16 protein-coding genes and 1 pseudogene are annotated in these 17978 nt (G+C 63.9%); 3 read left to right on the top strand and 14 right to left on the bottom strand.

Annotated features, from left to right (window positions below; genetic code table 11):
* Position 1: 1 nt before the first annotated feature.
* The 3 genes from A9971_RS20125 to A9971_RS20115 form a co-directional block, all read right to left on the bottom strand.
* Positions 2-778: a polysaccharide biosynthesis/export family protein gene (locus tag A9971_RS20125; protein WP_011062485.1), complete on the bottom strand. Its 777-nt coding sequence runs from the start codon at positions 776-778 to the stop codon at positions 2-4.
* Between the two features lie 68 nt (positions 779-846).
* Complete coding sequence (locus A9971_RS20120) at positions 847-2304, bottom strand: mannose-1-phosphate guanylyltransferase/mannose-6-phosphate isomerase (protein WP_011062484.1); 1458 nt, start codon at positions 2302-2304, stop codon at positions 847-849.
* Positions 2305-3738, bottom strand: a complete 1434-nt coding sequence (locus A9971_RS20115; protein WP_011062483.1) for an undecaprenyl-phosphate glucose phosphotransferase — start codon at positions 3736-3738, stop codon at positions 2305-2307.
* A 438-nt stretch (positions 3739-4176) separates the two neighbouring features.
* Between A9971_RS20115 and yegS the strand changes: the two genes are divergently transcribed.
* Positions 4177-5076: a lipid kinase YegS gene (gene yegS, locus A9971_RS20110; protein WP_182999926.1), complete on the top strand. Its 900-nt coding sequence runs from the start codon at positions 4177-4179 to the stop codon at positions 5074-5076.
* Between the two features lies 1 nt (position 5077).
* On the opposite strand, the gene A9971_RS20105 is transcribed toward yegS, so the two are convergent.
* The 3 genes from A9971_RS20105 to A9971_RS20095 all read right to left on the bottom strand — a co-directional run bounded on the left by A9971_RS20105 (position 5078) and on the right by A9971_RS20095 (position 7602).
* Positions 5078-5737 (bottom strand): response regulator transcription factor, encoded by a 660-nt coding sequence (locus A9971_RS20105; RefSeq protein ID WP_041119345.1) that lies wholly within the window; start codon positions 5735-5737, stop codon positions 5078-5080.
* Positions 5734-6627 (bottom strand): sensor histidine kinase, encoded by an 894-nt coding sequence (locus tag A9971_RS20100; protein WP_041119342.1) that lies wholly within the window; start codon positions 6625-6627, stop codon positions 5734-5736. The genes A9971_RS20105 and A9971_RS20100 overlap by 4 nt, the downstream gene beginning before the upstream one ends.
* Positions 6628-7164: 537 nt before the next feature.
* Positions 7165-7602, bottom strand: a complete 438-nt coding sequence (locus A9971_RS20095; protein WP_015636500.1) for a hypothetical protein — start codon at positions 7600-7602, stop codon at positions 7165-7167.
* A gap of 561 nt (positions 7603-8163) precedes the next feature.
* On the opposite strand from A9971_RS20095, the gene A9971_RS20090 reads away from it, so the two are divergent.
* Together A9971_RS20090 and A9971_RS20085 are read left to right on the top strand one after the other, a co-directional pair.
* A complete protein-coding gene (locus tag A9971_RS20090) occupies positions 8164-9099 on the top strand; it encodes a chemotaxis protein CheV (RefSeq protein ID WP_011062478.1) in 936 nt (311 codons plus the stop codon).
* 82 nt (positions 9100-9181) lie between these two features.
* Positions 9182-9985 carry an MOSC domain-containing protein gene (locus tag A9971_RS20085; protein WP_011062477.1) on the top strand — a complete coding sequence of 268 codons (804 nt, stop codon included), beginning with the start codon at positions 9182-9184 and terminating at the stop codon, positions 9983-9985.
* A gap of 76 nt (positions 9986-10061) precedes the next feature.
* Here A9971_RS20085 and A9971_RS20080 read toward each other — a convergent pair whose 3' ends face one another.
* The 8 genes and pseudogenes from A9971_RS20080 to A9971_RS20045 form a co-directional block, all read right to left on the bottom strand.
* On the bottom strand, positions 10062-10346 hold the full coding sequence (locus tag A9971_RS20080) for a pyrimidine/purine nucleoside phosphorylase (RefSeq protein WP_053159668.1): 285 nt from the start codon (positions 10344-10346) through the stop codon (positions 10062-10064).
* A 74-nt stretch (positions 10347-10420) separates the two neighbouring features.
* Positions 10421-10960: an exonuclease domain-containing protein gene (locus A9971_RS20075; protein WP_011062475.1), complete on the bottom strand. Its 540-nt coding sequence runs from the start codon at positions 10958-10960 to the stop codon at positions 10421-10423.
* A 149-nt stretch (positions 10961-11109) separates the two neighbouring features.
* A complete protein-coding gene (locus A9971_RS20070; RefSeq protein WP_182999925.1) occupies positions 11110-13065 on the bottom strand; it encodes an acetyl/propionyl/methylcrotonyl-CoA carboxylase subunit alpha in 1956 nt (651 codons plus the stop codon).
* Positions 13066-13122: 57 nt separating this feature from the next.
* Positions 13123-13920, bottom strand: coding sequence for an enoyl-CoA hydratase/isomerase family protein (locus A9971_RS20065; RefSeq protein ID WP_103289588.1), 798 nt, complete (start codon positions 13918-13920; stop codon positions 13123-13125).
* Positions 13917-15074, bottom strand: coding sequence for a citronellyl-CoA dehydrogenase (atuD, locus tag A9971_RS20060; RefSeq protein ID WP_011062472.1), 1158 nt, complete (start codon positions 15072-15074; stop codon positions 13917-13919). Before atuD ends, A9971_RS20065 begins: the two co-directional genes overlap by 4 nt.
* Before the next feature lie 41 nt (positions 15075-15115).
* Positions 15116-16732, bottom strand: a complete 1617-nt coding sequence (gene atuC, locus A9971_RS20055; protein WP_053159663.1) for a geranyl-CoA carboxylase subunit beta — start codon at positions 16730-16732, stop codon at positions 15116-15118.
* Between the two features lie 3 nt (positions 16733-16735).
* The gene (locus tag A9971_RS20050; RefSeq protein ID WP_019095082.1) at positions 16736-17605 is read right to left on the bottom strand and encodes an SDR family oxidoreductase; all 870 of its coding nucleotides are present in this window, start codon (positions 17603-17605) and stop codon (positions 16736-16738) included.
* 10 nt (positions 17606-17615) lie between these two features.
* A pseudogene (locus A9971_RS20045) lies at positions 17616-17978 on the bottom strand (terpene utilization protein AtuA); the annotation flags it as partial.

The following is a 17978-nucleotide window of genomic DNA, read 5'->3' as shown; positions in this document are numbered from 1 at the left end:
ATCAGTTGGCCGACTGGCGATTGATTTCGTAACTCGCCCCGATGCCGATCGACTTGGTGAACGGAATCAACTGGTTGAGGTACACATCCACCCATTCAATGCCGTTGCCGACGCTGGACTTGGGCACGAACACCACGTCGCCGCGTTGCAGCAGCACCGGCGCGGCTCCGGCGTTGCCGGCGATCATGAATTTTCGGTAGTCGAAAAAGTAGGTCTTGTAGCGACCGTCCTCGCCCTCGCGCAGCAGGGCGATATTGCGGCTGTCGCCCACCGACAGCAGGCCGCCAGCGCCGACGATCGCCTGCTCCAGGGTGGTGGTCACGGTCACCGGCAGGGACGCCGGGTTGCGTACCGAGCCGCCGACGAACACGGTGTTGCCCGGTGCCTGGTTGATGTTCACGGTCAGTGCCGAGTCCTGGTAGATGTTCTTCAGCTTGTTTTCCAGGACCTGGGTCAGTTGCTGCGGAGTCAGCCCCGCGGCCTTGACCTGCCCGGCATAGGGATAGGCGAAGGTGCCATCGTTGAGCACGGTGAACAGCGTGAGTTCGTAGATCGAGTTGGCGGTGAAGGCCGAGATCGATGGCGCCTCACCCGTGTTGCGGACGATGCGCAGGGTGTCCCCCGGGCGAATCCGCTGGGGCGGCAACGGCTGGCCGGCCAGGGCATCACCGGCCCGATGGGCGGCCTCCAGGTCCTGGCTGGGCGGCAGTTCCACCTTTGCCGGAATGGAGCAGGCGCAGAGCATGAGAACACTGGAAATCAGCAGGAGTCTTTTCATCGAGCGGTCTTCCTGGCGTGCATAGTCACAACTCCCTGTCGGGCCAGATTGCTGCTTGGAGCGTCAGTTCAGGTCTTGGCGGCTTCGGCGGGAGCCCGCCCGTAAATGTCGTTGAAGCGCACAATGTCGTCTTCGCCGAGGTACTCCCCGCTCTGTACTTCGATCATCACCAGGTCGATCACCCCGGGATTGACCAGGCGGTGAGTGCGGCCGGGCTTGATGAAGGTCGACTCGTTGGTATTGAGCAGGAATTCGTCCTCGCCATTGGTGACCAGGGCCATGCCGCTGACCACGATCCAGTGTTCGCTGCGGTGGTGGTGCATCTGCAGCGACAGCGAGGCATTGGGCTTGACCATGATGCGTTTGATCTTGAAGCGCGGCCCTTCCTCGAGCACGGTGTAGGTGCCCCAGGGACGGGTCACGGTGCGGTGCAGCTTGTAGGCGTCGTGGCCCAGGCGCTTGAGTTCCTGGGCGATCAGCTTGACGTCCTGGCTGCGGTTGCCGTCGGCCACCAGCAGGGCGTCCGGAGTGTCGATGATGATCAGGTTGTTCAGCCCGACCCCGCCCACCAGGCGCTTGCGCGAGTCGATATAGCAGTTGCTGACATCGTGCAGCACGGTCTCGCCGTTGCACTGGTTGCCATGTTCGTCCGCCGGGGTCAGCTCGCGCACTGCCTGCCAGGAGCCGATGTCGCTCCAGCCCAGCTGGCAGGGCACCACGGCGACTTTCTTCGAGCGCTCCATCACCGCGTAGTCGATGGAGATGTCCGGGGCCTGGGCAAAGCTGTCGCCATCCAGCTCCACTTGCAGTTCGTGCTTGCCCTCCTTGCGGTGGCTCTGCTCCAGGCAGTGTTCGACGGCGCTGACCACCTCGGGCACGAACTCGCGCAGTTCCTGCAGGATCACGTCGGCACGCATGCAGAACATCCCGCCGTTCCACAGGTGCAGGCCGCCATCGACATAACGCTGGGCGGTGGCGGCGTCGGGTTTTTCGACGAAGCGGCTGACCTGGAAGCTGTCCTTGTTCAGGCCCTGGCCTTTCTCGATATAGCCAAAGCCGGTCTCGGCGTGGGTGGGCACCAGGCCGAAGGTCACCAGCCAGCCTTGCTCGGCCAATTGCCGGGCGCTGTCCACGGCGTTGGCGAAAGCCTGCACATCCTTGATCAGGTGGTCGGCGGGCAGCACCAGCAGCTGTGCATCATCGCCATACAGGCGGCTCACGTGCAGGGCGGCGGCAGCGATGGCCGGTGCGGTGTTGCGCCCGAACGGCTCAAGGATGAAGTCCAGCTCCACCCTGGCCTTGTTCAGCAGGCGATAGTCGTCGAGGGTGCGAAAGAACACCTCGCGGTTGGTCACCGTCAACAGGCGGCCGACGTCCTTGAGCGCGGTGGCGCGCACGAAGGTTTTCTGCAGCAGGCTTTCGCCGTCTGGCAGGCGCATGAAGGGCTTGGGCATCGCCTCGCGGGATACCGGCCACAGGCGGGTGCCGGCGCCGCCAGCAATGATGCAGGGAATGAGTGTGCTCATTCAGAAGGCCTCGCGGGTCATGATCACGGACGGAACAGTGCGGAAGAGGATGTACAGGTCGAACCAGACCGACCAGTTTTCAATGTATTCCAGGTCGAACTCGACACGTTTCTCGATTTTTTCCAGGGTATCGGTTTCGCCCCGATAGCCGTTGATCTGCGCCAGGCCGGTGATCCCCGGCTTGACCCGGTGGCGCGAGGTGTACTCCTTGACCGCTTCTTCGAAGAGAATGCCGGCGGCCTTGGTCGCGGTGGCATGGGGGCGCGGCCCGACCATGGACATGCTGCCGCCGAACACATTGAACAGCTGGGGTAGTTCATCGAGGCTGGTCTTGCGAATGAAGCGCCCGACCCGGGTGATGCGCGGGTCGCCCCGGGTGGTCTGCTTTTCGGCATGGGCGTCGGCCATGTGCTGGTGCATCGAGCGGAACTTGTAGACCTCGATCAGCCGGTTGTTGTAGCCGTAGCGCTTCTGCTTGAACAGCACCGGGCCGCTGGAGTCCAGCTTGATCGCCAGTGCCACCAGCAGCATCACCGGCGACAGCAGCACCAGGGCGATGCTCGACAGCACCATGTCTTCCAGGCGCTTGAAGAACGGCGACCAGCCCCGCAACGGCACTTCGGAGGCGTTGAACATCGGCAGGTTGGCGACTTCGGTGATGCGGTTGTGGGCGTGCCGGAAGGCCACCATGTCGGGCACCAGCAGCACGTTCACCGGCAGCCTTCGCAGCTCGCGGATGACATAGGCCATGCGGTTTTCCGCCGACCAGGGCAGCGCCACCAGGACCTGGGTAACCTTTTCCTCGCGGATCAGCCGTTCCAGGTCGCTGGAGTTGCCCAGCAGCGGCAGGTTGCACAGGGTCTTGGGCAGGCGGCCGATGCGGTCGTCGATGAAACCGGTCACTCCGGAGCGGATGTCCTGATGCTGGGCCAGGTATTCGGCCAGGCGCTGGCCGTTTTCCGTGGCGCCGAGAATCACCGCGTTCTGCAGGAACACGCCGCGCTGCATCAACTGCTGGAACAGGGTCAGCAGCACCAGGCGCTCGATGCCGAACAGCACGAAGCTGCCGGCAAACCAGCCGAACAGCTCGGGGTTGCCGATGGTGTTGAACATCTGCATCGAGTGATGCATGAACAGCAGCACGCAAAAGGACGAGGCCCAGGCGAAGAGGGTCAGCTGGAAGCGCAGCTGGTTGCTGAAGATGGATTCGGCGTACACCCCCAGGGCCTGGAAGATCAGCACGCTGATGAGGGCGAAGAACACCAGCAGGGTCAGGTCGCTTTTCAAGGCTTCCTGGCTGTTGTTGGACAGCAGGATCAGCAGCAGCCCGGGAAGGATTGCAGTCAGCCCATGAACCACACGGATGCCGAACAGGAAGTACTCGACCATGCTGGGGCGAGTCAGTAACAGGCTGTCTACAGGTTGCAACCGCATAAGATCAATTCCCTCGACCTAAGGCACACCGGTTGACTGGAGAGATCGCGAGGAAGTTCGCAATGTTTGCGACTTCCCACCGTCTGGTCCCGGCACCAAAAAAAGCCACGTCCCTTCATCCCCAGGCGTGGTCGGCATTCAAGTGGGAAAACCGTGCCCTCTGCGTATTCAGGTGGGGCCCCCGGCGCCGGTCAAGGTGATGACCTGCACTTCCTCATCTAAACGACAGGGGTCAGTAAAGCTCATGAAACAGCGACTCGCTAATTGAAAGCCGGACCGTGCCGGACGAATCCTTGCTTCCCTGCGGCTAAGCTGCCGGATTGCCAGGGGGGCAAGGCCAGACTGCTTCCGGCAAAAAAATAAATTCCGACGACAGACTTTTTTTGCGGGCGGCAGGGTCAACATCCTTCATGGAATCCATAACCGGAGTCAGGGCTGATGAGTGAGCGCAAGGCATTGTTGATACTGCACGGCAAACAGGCCCTCAACGAGGAGGTGCGCGCGGCCGTCGAGGCCCGGCGCGCCGCCGGCTGGGACTTGCAGGTGCGCCTGACCTGGGAGGCGGGGGATGCCCAGCGCCTGGTGCAGGAGGCGTTGGCTGCCGGCCATACCCGGCTGGTTGCCGGCGGTGGCGACGGCACCCTGCGGGACATCGCCGAAGCCCTGGCCAATGCCGACGCCCCGGCCAGCCTGGTGCTGTTGCCGCTGGGCACGGCTAACGACTTTGCCCGGGCTGCCGGCGTGCCGCTGACCCCGGCGGCGGCCCTGGACCTGCTGGATGTGCCGGCGCGGGCGATCGACCTGGGGGAGGTCGGCGGGCAGATGTTCCTCAACATGGCCACGGGCGGCTTTGGCAGCCAGGTCACCGCCAACACCTCGGAGGATTTGAAGAAGGTCCTGGGGGGCGCGGCCTACCTGTTCACCGGTCTGTCACGTTTTGCCGAGCTGAGCGCGGCCTATGGCGAGTTGCAGGGGCCGGGTTTCCACTGGCATGGCGAACTTCTGGCCCTGGGCATCGGCAACGGCCGTCAAGCGGGCGGCGGGCACGAGTTGTGCCCGGGGGCCCTGGTCGATGACGGCTTGCTGGATATCAGCATCCTGCCGGCGCCCCAGGAACTGGTGGGTACGCTGAAGAACCTGCTGGCGGGCGGGTTGGGGATCGACAATCTGTTTGTCCGGGCACGCCTGCCCTGGGTCGAGATCAAGGCGTCCCGAGGCCTGGACATCAACCTCGACGGCGAGCCGCTGCAGGGCGATACCTTGCGTTTCACCGCCCGTGCTGGCGCGTTGCAGGTGCATCTGCCCGAGGATTCGCCGCTGCTGGGTAGCGCCCGCTGAGTCAGTCGTCGAGGCTGATGATGCGTTCGCGCACGGCGAACAGCACCAGCCCGGCAACGTCGAAGATCTGCAGGCGCTTCATGATCTGCGAGCGGTGGGTTTCCACGGTCTTGATGCTCAGGCCCAGGCCCAGGGCGATCTCCCGGGTGGATTTGCCGCGCACGATCAGCCGCAGGATTTCCAGCTGGCGGGCCGTCAGGTTGTGGTTCTGCTCCGGTGGCGGAGGTTGCTTCTGAGCCCGGGTCAGGGCCTGGTTGATCACCGTGTGGGCGATGGCCGGGCTCAGGTAGCGTTCATTGTTGCGCAGGGCCTGGAGGGCGTGTTCGAGTTCTGTGGCGGTGGTGTCCTTGAGCAGGTAGCCGTGGGCGCCGCACTCCAGGGCCTGCATGATCAGGGCCGGGTCGGTGTGCATCGACAGGATCAGCACCTTGCTCTGCGGGTGGAGCGCCTTGAGCCGGCGCAGGGCTTCGAGGCCGCCGGTGTGTTTCATCGACAGGTCCAGCAGGATGATGTCCGGATGCAGCCTTTCGACCATTTCCAGCAGGAACGAGCCGTCATCCGCTTCACCGATCACCGCGTATCCGGGAATGTCCATGACCAGGGCACGCACGCCAGCCCTGATGAGCGAGTGGTCATCCACCAAGAGTAAATTACAGGTCAATGTAAAACCTTATTCGTGCTGGCCCGCTCCAGAGTGCGAGGGGCCCAGGGAAAGAGTGCTTCGATCTGTGTGCCTTGGTCGGCCTCGCTGGTGACCTTCAACAGGCCGCCCAACTGACTGATTCGTTCCTGCATTCCGGCCATGCCGCGCTGGCCCTGGGCGCCCGGGTCGCTGGCCGGGGCGAAACCCTGGCCATCATCGCTGATGAACAGCGACAGGCCTTCGGGCAGTCGTTGCAGGCGTACCAGCAGGTTTTTCGCCTGGGCGTGGCGCAGGATGTTGGTCACGGCTTCCTGGGTGATGCGAAACGCCGCGACGGCCATTTCCTCGGGAATGCCCGCCAGGCGCTGGTGGCACTCCAGGCTCCAGTGCACCGAAGTGTTTTCCAGGGTCTTGAGCAGGTGGGCGCGCAGGCTGGCTTCCAGCCCGAGGCTGGCCAGTTGCCGCGGGTTGAGGATGGCGGAGACGTCCCGCACCTTGGCCAGGGTCTCTTCCAGGGTGGTGCCCAGCACCGCGCAATGTTCTTGCAGCTCGTCCGGCAGGCGGCGCTTGAGCCAGTCGGTCTGCAGCTTGGCGGCGGTCAGCAGTTGGCCGATGTCGTCATGCAGTTCACGGCTCAGACGGTGCCGTTCGTTTTCCTTGACCTCCAGCAGGCGCTCGGCGAGTTCCTGGGGCTGGAAGCGGATGGATTTGCGCGAATAACCGTATTGCATCCAGATGCAGGCCAGCGCCGCCACGTTGATGACCAGCAACCCCAGAGGCAGAGGCCGGCCCAGCCAGTAGACCAGCACACTGGCCAGGGTCGAGCAGGAGCACAGCAACAGGCTGAGCCAGCGCAGGTGATCATGGGAGGGGGGCCAAGAGAAGAATGACTTGAGGCTGGCGTACATAGCGGATGGAGCCAATGGATGTTCGCTGCGAAGAGCCCGGTCAAGTATGGATGACGAGGCTTGTTTGGGAAACGGTGCTCTTTGAATACCCGGTTTCAATCAACGCTGTCTGTTCGTGTTGTACAGGCTGAGTAGTAACTGCCGCCATTGGAATCAATGTGCCATTAACTGTGTCCGTTTATGCGCCGCATAATACCACCGAAGATACCGTCGGTCGCGTTTATACGCTCAGTCATATAGGACTTCAGAGTCAGGAAATGGAGGGTAGCGGTACGTCGGTACCATGGGCGTCACGTGCCCCCGAACATCGCGCAAAGTGTGCTGGGGAGCGGGTTTTCCCGCATGCACAGCGCGTTGAACAGCAAGTCCCGGTGACGTTGCTAGTTGGCTTTATGGAGTGATTGATGTCGCTCTTGGGTATGAATTAATCAATAACGACCGGGTGCTTGGCAGTTGGCCCGATATTTTGTCGATGTTGTGCAGTAGGGCGGTGATTGGCGAGAGTTTTATCCGCTGCCCCGCCGGATAAATACAACTTCAGTGGCTGCAAGATGGATATGTGCAGTTACAGTTTTGTCCCACTTGCTCTGTCAGTTCTTCGATCAGCATGACTTGTTCGCTGTCGTCCAGATTGAGCTGGCCGTTGCGCGGGTCGATCAGTTCCAGTTGCCAGGCCATCAGCGTCAGGCAGCTCTTCAAGGCGTCGAGGATCGGATCGTTGAGGTCCAGGGGATGGGGGGTGCGCTTGAGCACGCCATGAATATGCAGGGAGAATTCGGCCAGCGGGCTGACTGCGTGGCGGGCCGCGGCCTGGGCCAGACTCAGCAGGCTGGCGAGCAGGCAGTTGATGGCTTCTTCATCGTTTCTGATCAGGTGCAGGTGGCTCAGGCAGTCTTCCGATCTGGCCAGCAGGGCCTGGGCTTCAAGCAGGAACTCGGGCAGCGGTGTGGCGCACTCGTGGCCGTCCTTTAGCATGCTTATCTCCATGACTGCGTGTCCGATGGCTTGATAGGGCGTTGGCTGAACGGTTTGCAAGTTGGACGCGATGGGTGCACCTGGATTGACGTTATAGCTGAATGCTTGCCTGCGGTCGCAGCCTGCCGAGCGAGTCGAGTGGCCTCGAACCCGGTCCGTGCGCGCATGCCGGCCACAGCAAGGCGACGCAAGCGCGCTGGGGCAGGATGAGCGAGGGTAGTGGGGCTTGAAAGGGGGCCAAGCCACCTTTCTGCGATCAAAAACAAAAGCCTGACTCCGTTCATGCAATGAGAATGGCGTCACATTAATGGCTATTGGATATCGCGAATATCAGGCTGGTCCTGATTGTTGATAGGGGATTCCCCTAGGCACGGGAACCTTGCACCGAAATAGAGGTCTGGCCGGCGCAGAGGGTGGTGCTGAATTGACCGCGCCAGTAAAGCATGATGTTAATGTGACATCAACGGCTTTGTGTGGCAATTTGCATGCGGGTCAAGATACGGCAGACCCGGCCGATATCTGTCTTTAGTGAATTCATCAGAACAAGCCCAGGAGTCATTAATGGCCGGCATTCTCGACACGGTAGATCAACGCACGCAACTGGTGGGTGAGAATCGCCTGGAAATCCTCATGTTCCGCCTGGCCGGCCGGCAACTGTTCGCGATCAACGTGTTCAAGGTCCAGGAAGTGCTGCAACTGCCGAAGCTGACGCTGATGCCTCAGCGCCATCCCTTTGTCTGTGGGGTGGTCAATCTGCGCGGGCAGACCCTGCCGGTCATCGATCTGTCCCAGGCCATTGGCATGCGCCCGCTGGTCCCGGGCCCCAACAGCACCATCATCGTTACCGAGTACAACCGCTCGGTGCAGGCGTTCCTGGTCGGTGGCGTGGACCGCATCGTCAACATGAACTGGGAAGCCATCATGCCCCCGCCCACCAGCGCCGGGCGCCAGCATTACCTGACCGCCATCAGCAAGGTCGATGACCAGTTGGTGGAAATCATCGACGTGGAAAAGGTCCTGGCGGAAATCGTGCCCTACAACGCCAAGGTTTCCCGGGACAAGCTGGAAGATCCGGTGCTGGAGCGTGCCCGTGGCCGCGAAGTGCTGCTGGTGGACGACTCCAACGTGGCCCTCTCGCAATTGCGCGACACCCTCGGCCAGCTCGGGGTCAAGATGCACATCGCCAGTGATGGCCTCAAGGCCCTGAACATGCTCAAGGCCTGGGCCGACACCGACGTGGTGATGACCGACAAGCTGCTGATGGTGTTCACCGATGCGGAAATGCCGGAAATGGACGGCTACCGCCTGACCACCGAGATCCGCAACGATCCGCGTTTGCGCGGGCTTTATGTGGTGCTGCACACCTCCTTGTCCGGCAGCTTCAACGAATCGATGGTGAAGAAGGTCGGTTGCGACAACTTCCTGTCCAAGTTCCAGCCGGACAAGCTGGTGGACGTGGTCCGCCAACGGCTGATGCTGGACGAAGCCGACGCCTGACACGGGCCCTGCGCCGGCGCTCCTTTGTTTCGGCTAAATGCTGGTATAGGGTGAGCGCTTTTGCCCATACAGGGAGCTGGACATGCGTCTTAGCGCGCTTTACCGATACCCGTTGAAATCCGCCAGGGGCGAAACCCTGCAACAGATCGGCCTGGACAAGCTCGGGCTGCAAGGGGATCGCCGCTGGATGTTGGTGGATGAGGCCAGCGGGCGTTTTCTGACCCAGCGCGCCGTAGCGCGGATGAGTCAGCTGTCGGCCTTGTGGAATGACCAGGGTGGCCTGACCCTGAGCGCCCCAGGCCACTCCACCCTTGAAGTAGCGCTGCCGGGTGCGGATGCACCGTTGCGCGGCGTGACCATCTGGCAGGACACCTTGCGGGTTCCCGATGCGGGGGACGAAGCCGCGGCCTGGGTCAGCGAATTCATCGGCAAGCCCAGCCGCCTGGTGCAGGTTCCTGCGCAGCGGGCACGGAGCACCGCCGCCGGTTATGGCAGGGACGATGACCAGGTGGCCTTCGCCGATGGTTTTCCCCTGCTGCTGATTGGCCAGGCCTCCCTGGATGACCTGGTCGCTCGCGTGGGCCGGCCCCTGGAGATGCTGCGGTTCCGACCAAACCTGGTGGTCGAGGGCAGTGCGGCCTTTGCCGAGGACGACTGGAAACGCGTGCGTATCGGCGATGTCGAGTTCCGTGTGGTCAAGCCATGCTCGCGCTGCATTCTCACCACCATCGATCCGCAGACCGGCGAGCGCAGTGCCGACCGCGAACCGCTGGCCACCTTGCAGAAGTACCGGGCCCAGGCCGATGGGGCGATGTTCGGCCAGAACCTGGTCAATGATGGCAACGGTCGCTTGCAGGTAGGGATGGCGGTGACGGTCATCGAATAACCGGTGCCACCTCGAAAAATGCCCGTCTCCTGGGAGACGGGCATTTTTTATTCCTGGGTAACGCCGCGATGCTCGATCAGCCGCGGTATTCGCACAGGTAGGCGGTGTCCACCGTGACTTTGAGCTGGAACTTGCTGTTGGCCGGAACGTTGAACTGGCTACCGGCCGGGAAGGTTTCCCAGTCTGCGCTGTCTGGCAGGCGCACGGTCAGGGCGCCGGAGACCACGTGCATGATTTCCCGTTGTGCGGTGCCGAACTCGTATTCGCCCGGGGCCATGACGCCAATGGTGGCTGGGCCTTCGGCCGTGCCGAAGGCAATCGACTTGACGGTGCCGTCGAAGTACTCGTTGACTTTAAACATGGGCGATTCCTCAAGAAAGGGTCAAAAAGGGCGGCCAGTATGCACAAGGCCTTCAGGGCCGTCACCTGCCGCCGTCAAGGAAGAATCAGCGGTAATAAGCGTGCTGTATTGCGCGCATCTTCCAGGGCCCGATGCTGCTGGCCGGTGAACTGCATGCCGGCCAGTTGCAGGGCTGCATTGAGCCCCAGGGGCCGCTCCAGGCGCCGGGCCTTGGCGAAGCGCTGCTTGAGGTTCATGTGCGGCACCTCATTGAGCAGGCTGTGCAGCTGTTGGTTGTGCCATTCCAGCTGCAACTGCTTGCGGTCGTAGTCGCCCCAGCTGGCCCAGCCTTCCAGGCGCGGCTGATGCTGGCCGAGCCAGCGCTCGAACAGGCCCCAGACCTCGCTCAGGGGCGCGGCGCTGTCGATATTGGCCTGGGTGATGTGGGTCAGTTCGCGGCAGAACGGCGTCAGCATGGGGCGCCGCAAGGGGCGGACGAAACGCTGGAAGTGGTCCTGTTCCCGGCCCTGACGGTTGACCAGGGTGGCGCCGATCTCAATGATTTCCATCTCGCTCACCGGCCAGCCCCCTTCATCCGTCGTGGCTTCCAGATCTATTACCAGCCAGTGGGGCATCACGAATTCCAGCCTTGAAACATCCTGAAGAGGCTTGAGCGTAGCCAAAGCCGAGGCATCCGCCTAGGGGGACGGCTGCTTGAGCGCATCGAGGGGGCATCGTCCCGACCGATGCCCCGTCTGCCTGGATCTGCTGGAAGGTGCCCGGGCTACTCCACCTCCACCAGTACCTGGCGGTTTTTCACCTGTTCCCCGAGGTTGACCTGGACCCGGGTGATCACTCCGTCGATCCCGGCCTTGAGCGGGTGCTCCATCTTCATCGCCTCCAGCACCAGCAGCAATTGGCCCTTGCTTACGTGCATGCCCTCACTGACCAGTACATCGACGATCGCCCCGTCCATGGGCGCCTTGAGCGTACCGCTGGAGGCAGTGTTCTGGCCCTGGGCCGGGGCATGGGTACGATCCACCAGGTGCAGGCTGCCCTTGGCGTTGCTCAGCCACAGCTCCCCACCCTCCAGCCGATAGGCGCACGGGCGGCGAATGCCGTTGATCTCCAGGCTGGCCCGCCGGCCATCGGCGCTGCGCACCTTGAGCTCCAGCAGCCCATCGCCCTGGCGCACCTGCACAGCGCCCGAGGGCAGTGCGTTCAGGTGCAGCGACCATTGTCGGTCCTGCACCCCGAGCCGGTAGTCCAGGGGCACCCCGGCGTTGTTGCACCAGGCATTGAGCGCCGGGCCATGGGCGCTGGCGCTGTGGTGGTGGAACAGCGCAGCGGCGATGGCCAGTTCCTCGGTAGTGGGCTCCTGGGGTTGCAGGCTCGGGTCCTGGGCAAAATGCTCGGCAATGAAGGCGGTGCTGAAGTGGCCGCTGGCGAACACCGGGTGGCGCAGCAGGTTGGCCAGCAGCCGGCGGTTGCTTTCCAGCCCCAGCAGCACGCAATCCTCGACGCCACGCAGCAGTTTGCGCCGCGCCTCTTCGCGGGTAGCACCGTGGGCGATCAGCTTGCCCAGCATCGGGTCGTAGAACGGGCTGATCCATTGGCCCTCCTGCAAGCCATGGTCGGTGCGGATCCCTGGTGCCGGCTCCCAGCGCAGGATCTGGCCGGTCTGCGGCAGGAAGTTCTGTGCCGGGTCCTCGGCATACAGCCGCACTTCAATGGCGTGGCCGTCGAGGCGCACCTGCTCCTGGCCCAGGGGCAGCGGCTCGCCGGCCGCCACTTGCAGTTGCAGGGCCACCAGGTCCAGGCCCGTTACCAGTTCGGTGACTGGGTGCTCCACCTGCAGCCGGGTATTCATTTCCAGGAAATAGAACTGCCCGCTCGCATCCAGGAGGAATTCCACGGTACCGGCGCCCACATAGTTCACCGCCCGCCCGGCCTTGAGCGCTGCCTCGCCCATGGCCTGGCGCAGCTCCGGGGTCATGACCGGGCAGGGCGCCTCTTCGATGACCTTCTGATGGCGGCGCTGGATCGAGCAATCCCGCTCACCCAGGTAGATCAACTGGCCATGCTGGTCGCCGAACAGCTGCACTTCCACGTGCCGGGGCTCGATCAGCGCCTGCTCCAGGATCAGTTCGTCGCTGCCGAAGGCGTGCAGGGCTTCGGAGCGGGCCGTGCGGATCTGTTCCAGCAACTGGCCGGCCTGGTGTACCAGGCGCATGCCACGCCCGCCACCGCCGGCGCTGGCCTTGATCATCAGCGGATAGCCGATGCGCTGGGCTTCGCGCTGCAAGGTGGCGTCGTCCTGTTCCGCCCCCTGATAGCCCTGGATGCACGGCACGCCGGCTTCGAGCATGGCGATCTTCGAGCGACGCTTGCTGCCCATCAGCTCGATGGCGGCAGCGCTGGGGCCGATGAACACCAGGCCGGCGCTTTCACAGGCGGCGGCGAACTCGGCATTTTCCGAAAGAAAGCCGTAGCCCGGGTGAATGGCGTCGGCACCGGTGCGCCGTGCCGCTTCCAGCAGCGCGGCGCCGTCGAGGTAGGACTGCTGTACCGCGGACGGGCCGATATGCACCGCTTCGTCAGCCAGTTGCACATGCAGGGCCTCGGCATCGGCATCGCTGAACACGGCCACGGTGCGATAGCCCAGGGCCTGGGCGGTACGCTGGATGCGGCAGGCGATTTCGCCACGGTTGGCGATCAGGATCTTGTTGAAATTGGGCATACAGGCTCCCGGGAATCGGTGGGGGGCGTTCGCCGGCAAGCCGGCTCCTACAAGGGCTCAGTTGGCCCAGGCCGGTTTGCGTTTCTGCACGAAGGCCAGGGTGCCCTCGACCCCTTCCTCACCCAGGACTGCATTGGCGAAGTCGTTGGCGGCCTGGTCCAGCAATGGCCCCTGCGGTTGGTCGACACTCGCCAGGAGCAAGGCCTTGGTCGCCGCGTTGGCCCCCGGGGCGCAGCGCAGCACCAGGGAAAGCTGCTGCTCCAGGCGTTCGTGCAGGGCCTTGGCATCGTTCTCGACAAAGTGCACCAGGCCCATGCGCTGGGCTTGGGCGCCATCGAAACGGGCGGCGGTCAGGGCCAGGCGCCGGGCCTGGGCCAGGCCGATGCGCTGCACCACGAACGGGGCAATTTGCGCGGGCAGCAGGCCCAGGCTGGTTTCCGGCATGCCGAACTGGGCCGAGTGCTCGGCGATGGCGATGTCGCTGACACAGGCCAGGCCGAAACCGCCCCCCAGCACCGCGCCCTGCAGCACACACACCAGCACCTGGGGCAGGTGCTGCGCTTCTTCCAGCAGGGCGCCGAAGGCGCGGTTCAGTTCACGGTAGGCGGCGCTGCCATGGGCACGGGCGCCGGCCATGTCCTTGAGGTCGCCACCGGCACAGAAGTGCTCGCCGGTGCCGCGCAGCACCAGGGCACGGATGCTGCGCCGGTCACGGACCGCGGCCATCACCGTGCGCAGTTCGGCGACCATCTGCAGGCTCATGGCATTGCGGTTTTGCGGGCGATTGAGGCTGATGAACAGCACGCCGTTGCGCGGCTCCAGCAGCAGGGTCTGGCAGGCAGGGAGCGGGTTCATTTCTTTTTCCCCGGCAGGATGCCCATGAGCTTGCAGATGATCCCCAGCATGATCTCGTCGGCACCGCCGCCGATGGACACCAGGCGCACATCGCGATAGGCCCGGGCCACCGGGTTGTCCCACATGAAGCCCATGCCGCCCCAGTATTGCAGGCAACTGTCGCTGACCTCGCGGCCCAGGCGCCCGGCCTTGAGCTTGGCCATGGAAGCTAGCCGGGTCACGTCCTGGCCGCGTACATACTGCTCGGTGGCCTGGTAGACCAGGGCCCGCAGGCACTCGATCTCGGTGGACAGCTCGGCCAGGCGGAAGTGGATCACCTGGTTGTCGATCAGCGGGCTGCCGAAGGTCTTGCGTTCCTTGCAGTACTCGATGGTGCTGTCCACGCAGTACTCCAGGCCCTTGATCATGTTCGCCGCGCCGAACAGCCGTTCCTCCTGGAACTGCAGCATCTGCATCATGAAACCGGCGCCTTCGTGGCCGATGCGGTTGCGTTGAGGCACTCGCACATTGTCGAAGAACACCTGGGCGGTTTCCGAGCTGCGCATGCCGAGCTTGTCCAGATGCGAGCTGAGGCTGATGCCCGGGGTGTTCATCGGCACCATGATCAGCGACTTGTTGACGTGGGGCTTGTCGTCCGAAGTGTTGGCCAGCAGGCAGATGAAGTCGGCGCTGGGGGAGTTGGTAATCCACATCTTGCTGCCGTTGATCACGTAGTCGTCGCCGTCCTTGCGGGCGTGGGTCTTGAGCCCGGCCACATCGGAACCGGCGCCGACTTCGGAGACGCCGATGCAGCCGACCTGCTCGCCCGTGATGGCCGGCCGCAGAAACTCGTCGCGCAGTTCATCGGAGCCGAAGCGCGCCAGGGCCGGGGTGCACATGTCGGTCTGCACGCCGATGGACATGGGAATGCCGCCGCAATGGATGGTGCCGAACTCCTCGGCGGCGACGATGGAGTAGCTGTAGTCCAGGCCCATGCCGCCGAATTTTTCCGGCTTGGAGATGCCCAGCAGCCCCAGTTCACCGGCCTTGCGGAAAATCTCGTGGATGGGAAAGCGCCCGGCCTTTTCCCATTCCTCGACGTGGGGGTTGATCTCGCGGTCTACAAATTGGCGCACTGTGCGCCGCAGTTCTTCGTGTTCCTGGGTGAAGATCATTGTTGTTCTCCTCAAGTGGGGTCAGACCGCGAAATGTCCTATCAAAACCGCGCCACGCCAAAGCTGTTGGGCGCCAGCTCGCGCACCTGCGCCTCATGGCAGATGTCCAGCAGGTAGCCCAGCAGAGTGCGGGTATCGCGCGGGTCGATCAGCCCGTCGTCCCACAGGTTGGCGCTGCCGTAGAGCGCCGTGGACTGGCTGTCGAGCTTCTGCGCGGTGACCTGTTCCAGCATGTCGAGCATCTTCGGGTCGGCTTCCTGGCCGTTCTTCGCATGCTTGGCCTCGGTGACGATGCGCAGCACCTTGCCGGCCTGGGCGCCGCCCATCACCGCGGTGCGGCTGTTGGGCCAGGCGAAGATGAAGCGTGGGTCCAGGCCACGGCCGCACATCGCATAGTTGCCGGCGCCGTAGGAGCCACCGACCACGATGGTCAGCTTCGGCACTCGGGCATTGGCCACTGCCTGGATCATCTTCGCCCCGTGCTTGATCACCCCCTGCTGCTCGGATTCGGTGCCCACCATGAAGCCGGTGGTGTTGTGGAAGAACAGCAGCGGGGTCTGGCTCTGGTCACAGAGCTGGATGAATTGCGCTGCCTTGCTCGCGCCCTGGGGCGTGATCGGGCCGTTGTTGCCGATAAAGCCGCAGGGCCGGCCCTGGATCTGCAAGTGGCCGCAGAGGGTCTGGGCATCGAACTCGCCCTTGAACTCCAGGAACTGCGAGCCGTCTGCCAGGCGGGCGATGATTTCCCGGGCGTCGTAGGGCTTCTTCGGATCGTCGGGAATCAGCCCGAGCAACTCGTCGATGGGGTACAGCGGCTCGTTCCAGGTCCTGGCGGGCTGCACTGGCAGTCGGGCGTTCCACGGCAACAGGTTGACGATCTCGCGGACGATGCGGATGCCGTCGGCGTCGTTTTCCGCCAGGTATTCGGCGGTGCCGGCCACCTGGGCGTGCATCTCGGCGCCCCCCAGTTCTTCATCGGTGGCCACTTCACCGGTGGCGGCCTTGAGCAGCGGCGGGCCGGCGAGAAACAGCTTGGCCTCGCCACGCACCACCACCACGTAGTCCGAGAGCCCGGGCTGGTAGGCGCCGCCGGCGGTGGCCGAGCCGTGGACCACGGTGATCTGCGGCAGGCCCATGGCCGACATCCGCGCCTGATTGGCGAAGCTGCGTGCACCTTCGACGAAGATTTCCGCGGCGTAATTGAGGTTGGCGCCACCGCTTTGCGCCAGGGTCACCACTGGCAGTTTGTTCTCCATGGCGATCTGTTGCAGGCGCAGGGATTTCTTCAGGCCGCTGGGGGAGATGGTCCCGCCCTTGATCGCGCAGTTGTTGGCCACCACCAGCATGCGCACGCCGCACACATAGCCGATGCCGGCAATCAGGCCGCCGCCGGCCTGGGTACCGTCCTTGTCGTCGTGCAGCTTGTAGCCGGCCAGGCTGGCCAGCTCGAGAAACGGCGCGCCCGGGTCCAGCAGCAGGTTGAGGCGTTCGCGGGGCAGCAGTTGGCCGCGCCGGTCGAACTTGGCCCTGGCTTCGGCGGCCTTGGCCAGCAGGTTCTGCTGCAGTTCCTGCAACTGTTGCAGGCCCGCCAGCATGGCTGCGCGGTTTTGTGCGAACTGCGGGCCGTGGGGGTCGAGTTGGGACTGGATCACCGGCATGGCTTATTCCTCGCCCTTGAGTACGTCGGGCAGGTAGGCGCGATGGAAGCCGTTGTAGGACTCGCTGTTGCGTGCCTTGCCCAGGGGCCAGGCACGGCTGCCCAGGCTGGCGGCGCCGTCGATGCGCAGGGTGCTGCCGCTGATGAAGGCCGCGCCGGGGCTGAGCAAGAAAACGATGGCGGCGCTGACTTCCGATTCGCTGCCGATGCGCTTGAGCGGCACGTGTTCACGCAGGGTGGGGATCACTGCCTTGAACGCGCCTTCATAGGTGTCCATGCCGCTGGAGGCGATCCAGCCCGGCGCCACCGCGTTGACCCGCACCCCGGCGTGCCCCCATTCGTAGGCGGCGGTCTTGGTGAAATTGTCCATTCCCGAGCGCGCCGCACCGGAGTGGCCCATGCCGGGCATGCCGCCCCACATATCGGCGAGCATGTTGACGATGCTGCCGCCGTGGCGGCTCATGGACTGGTTGAACACTTCCCGGGCCATGAGGAAGCCGCCCACCAGATTGGTACGCAGCACGGTTTCGAAACCCTTCTGGTTGATCGAGGCCAGGGGCGCCGGGTACTGGCCGCCGGCATTGTTCACCAGGCCATGGATCGGACCAAAGCGCTCCATCAGCCGGGCCACCAGGGCCTTGACCGCTTCCTCGTCGCGGATGTCGCAGGCCTGCCAGTCGGCCTTGCCGCCGTCCTCGGCAATTTCGCCGGCGACCTTCTGCAGTTTTTCCGCCTTGCGCCCCACCAGCAGCACCTGGGCCCCCAGGGCCGCCAGTTCGTGGGCAGTGCAGCGGCCGATACCGCTGCCGCCGCCGGTGACGATGATGGTCTGGCCGGCGAACAATTGCGCTTTGAAAATCGAGTCGTACACCACGGCAGCTCCTTTAATTGACGGCGTCGGCGATGCTCTGCGGCACCGGGATCTGGATTTCCAGCAACTGCTGGGCAAAGGCCTTGCCTTGCGGGTCGATGCGCAGGCTGGCGACGCCGCCGCCGCCCAGGGCGTTCTCCAGCAGGAAGTTGAGGCTATGGGTGCCCGGCAGGTACCAGCGCTGGACCCGGCCATGCACCGGGTCCAGCACATGGCCCATCCAGTCCACCAGCACCTCGGGGGTCAGGGCTTCGGCGATCCACGGCAGGTAGTCGGGGTGGCGCGCCATGACCCCGATATTGCTGTGGTTGCCCTTGTCGCCGGAGCGTGCCACCGGGATCTGGACCAGCAACGCTGGCAAAGGCCTGCCGCGGGT

Origin of the sequence: Pseudomonas sp. UME65 (genome assembly GCF_014170225.1) — a bacterium.
Lineage (GTDB): Bacteria > Pseudomonadota > Gammaproteobacteria > Pseudomonadales > Pseudomonadaceae > Aquipseudomonas > Aquipseudomonas protegens.
This window is presented reverse-complemented; position numbering and strand designations above follow the sequence as displayed.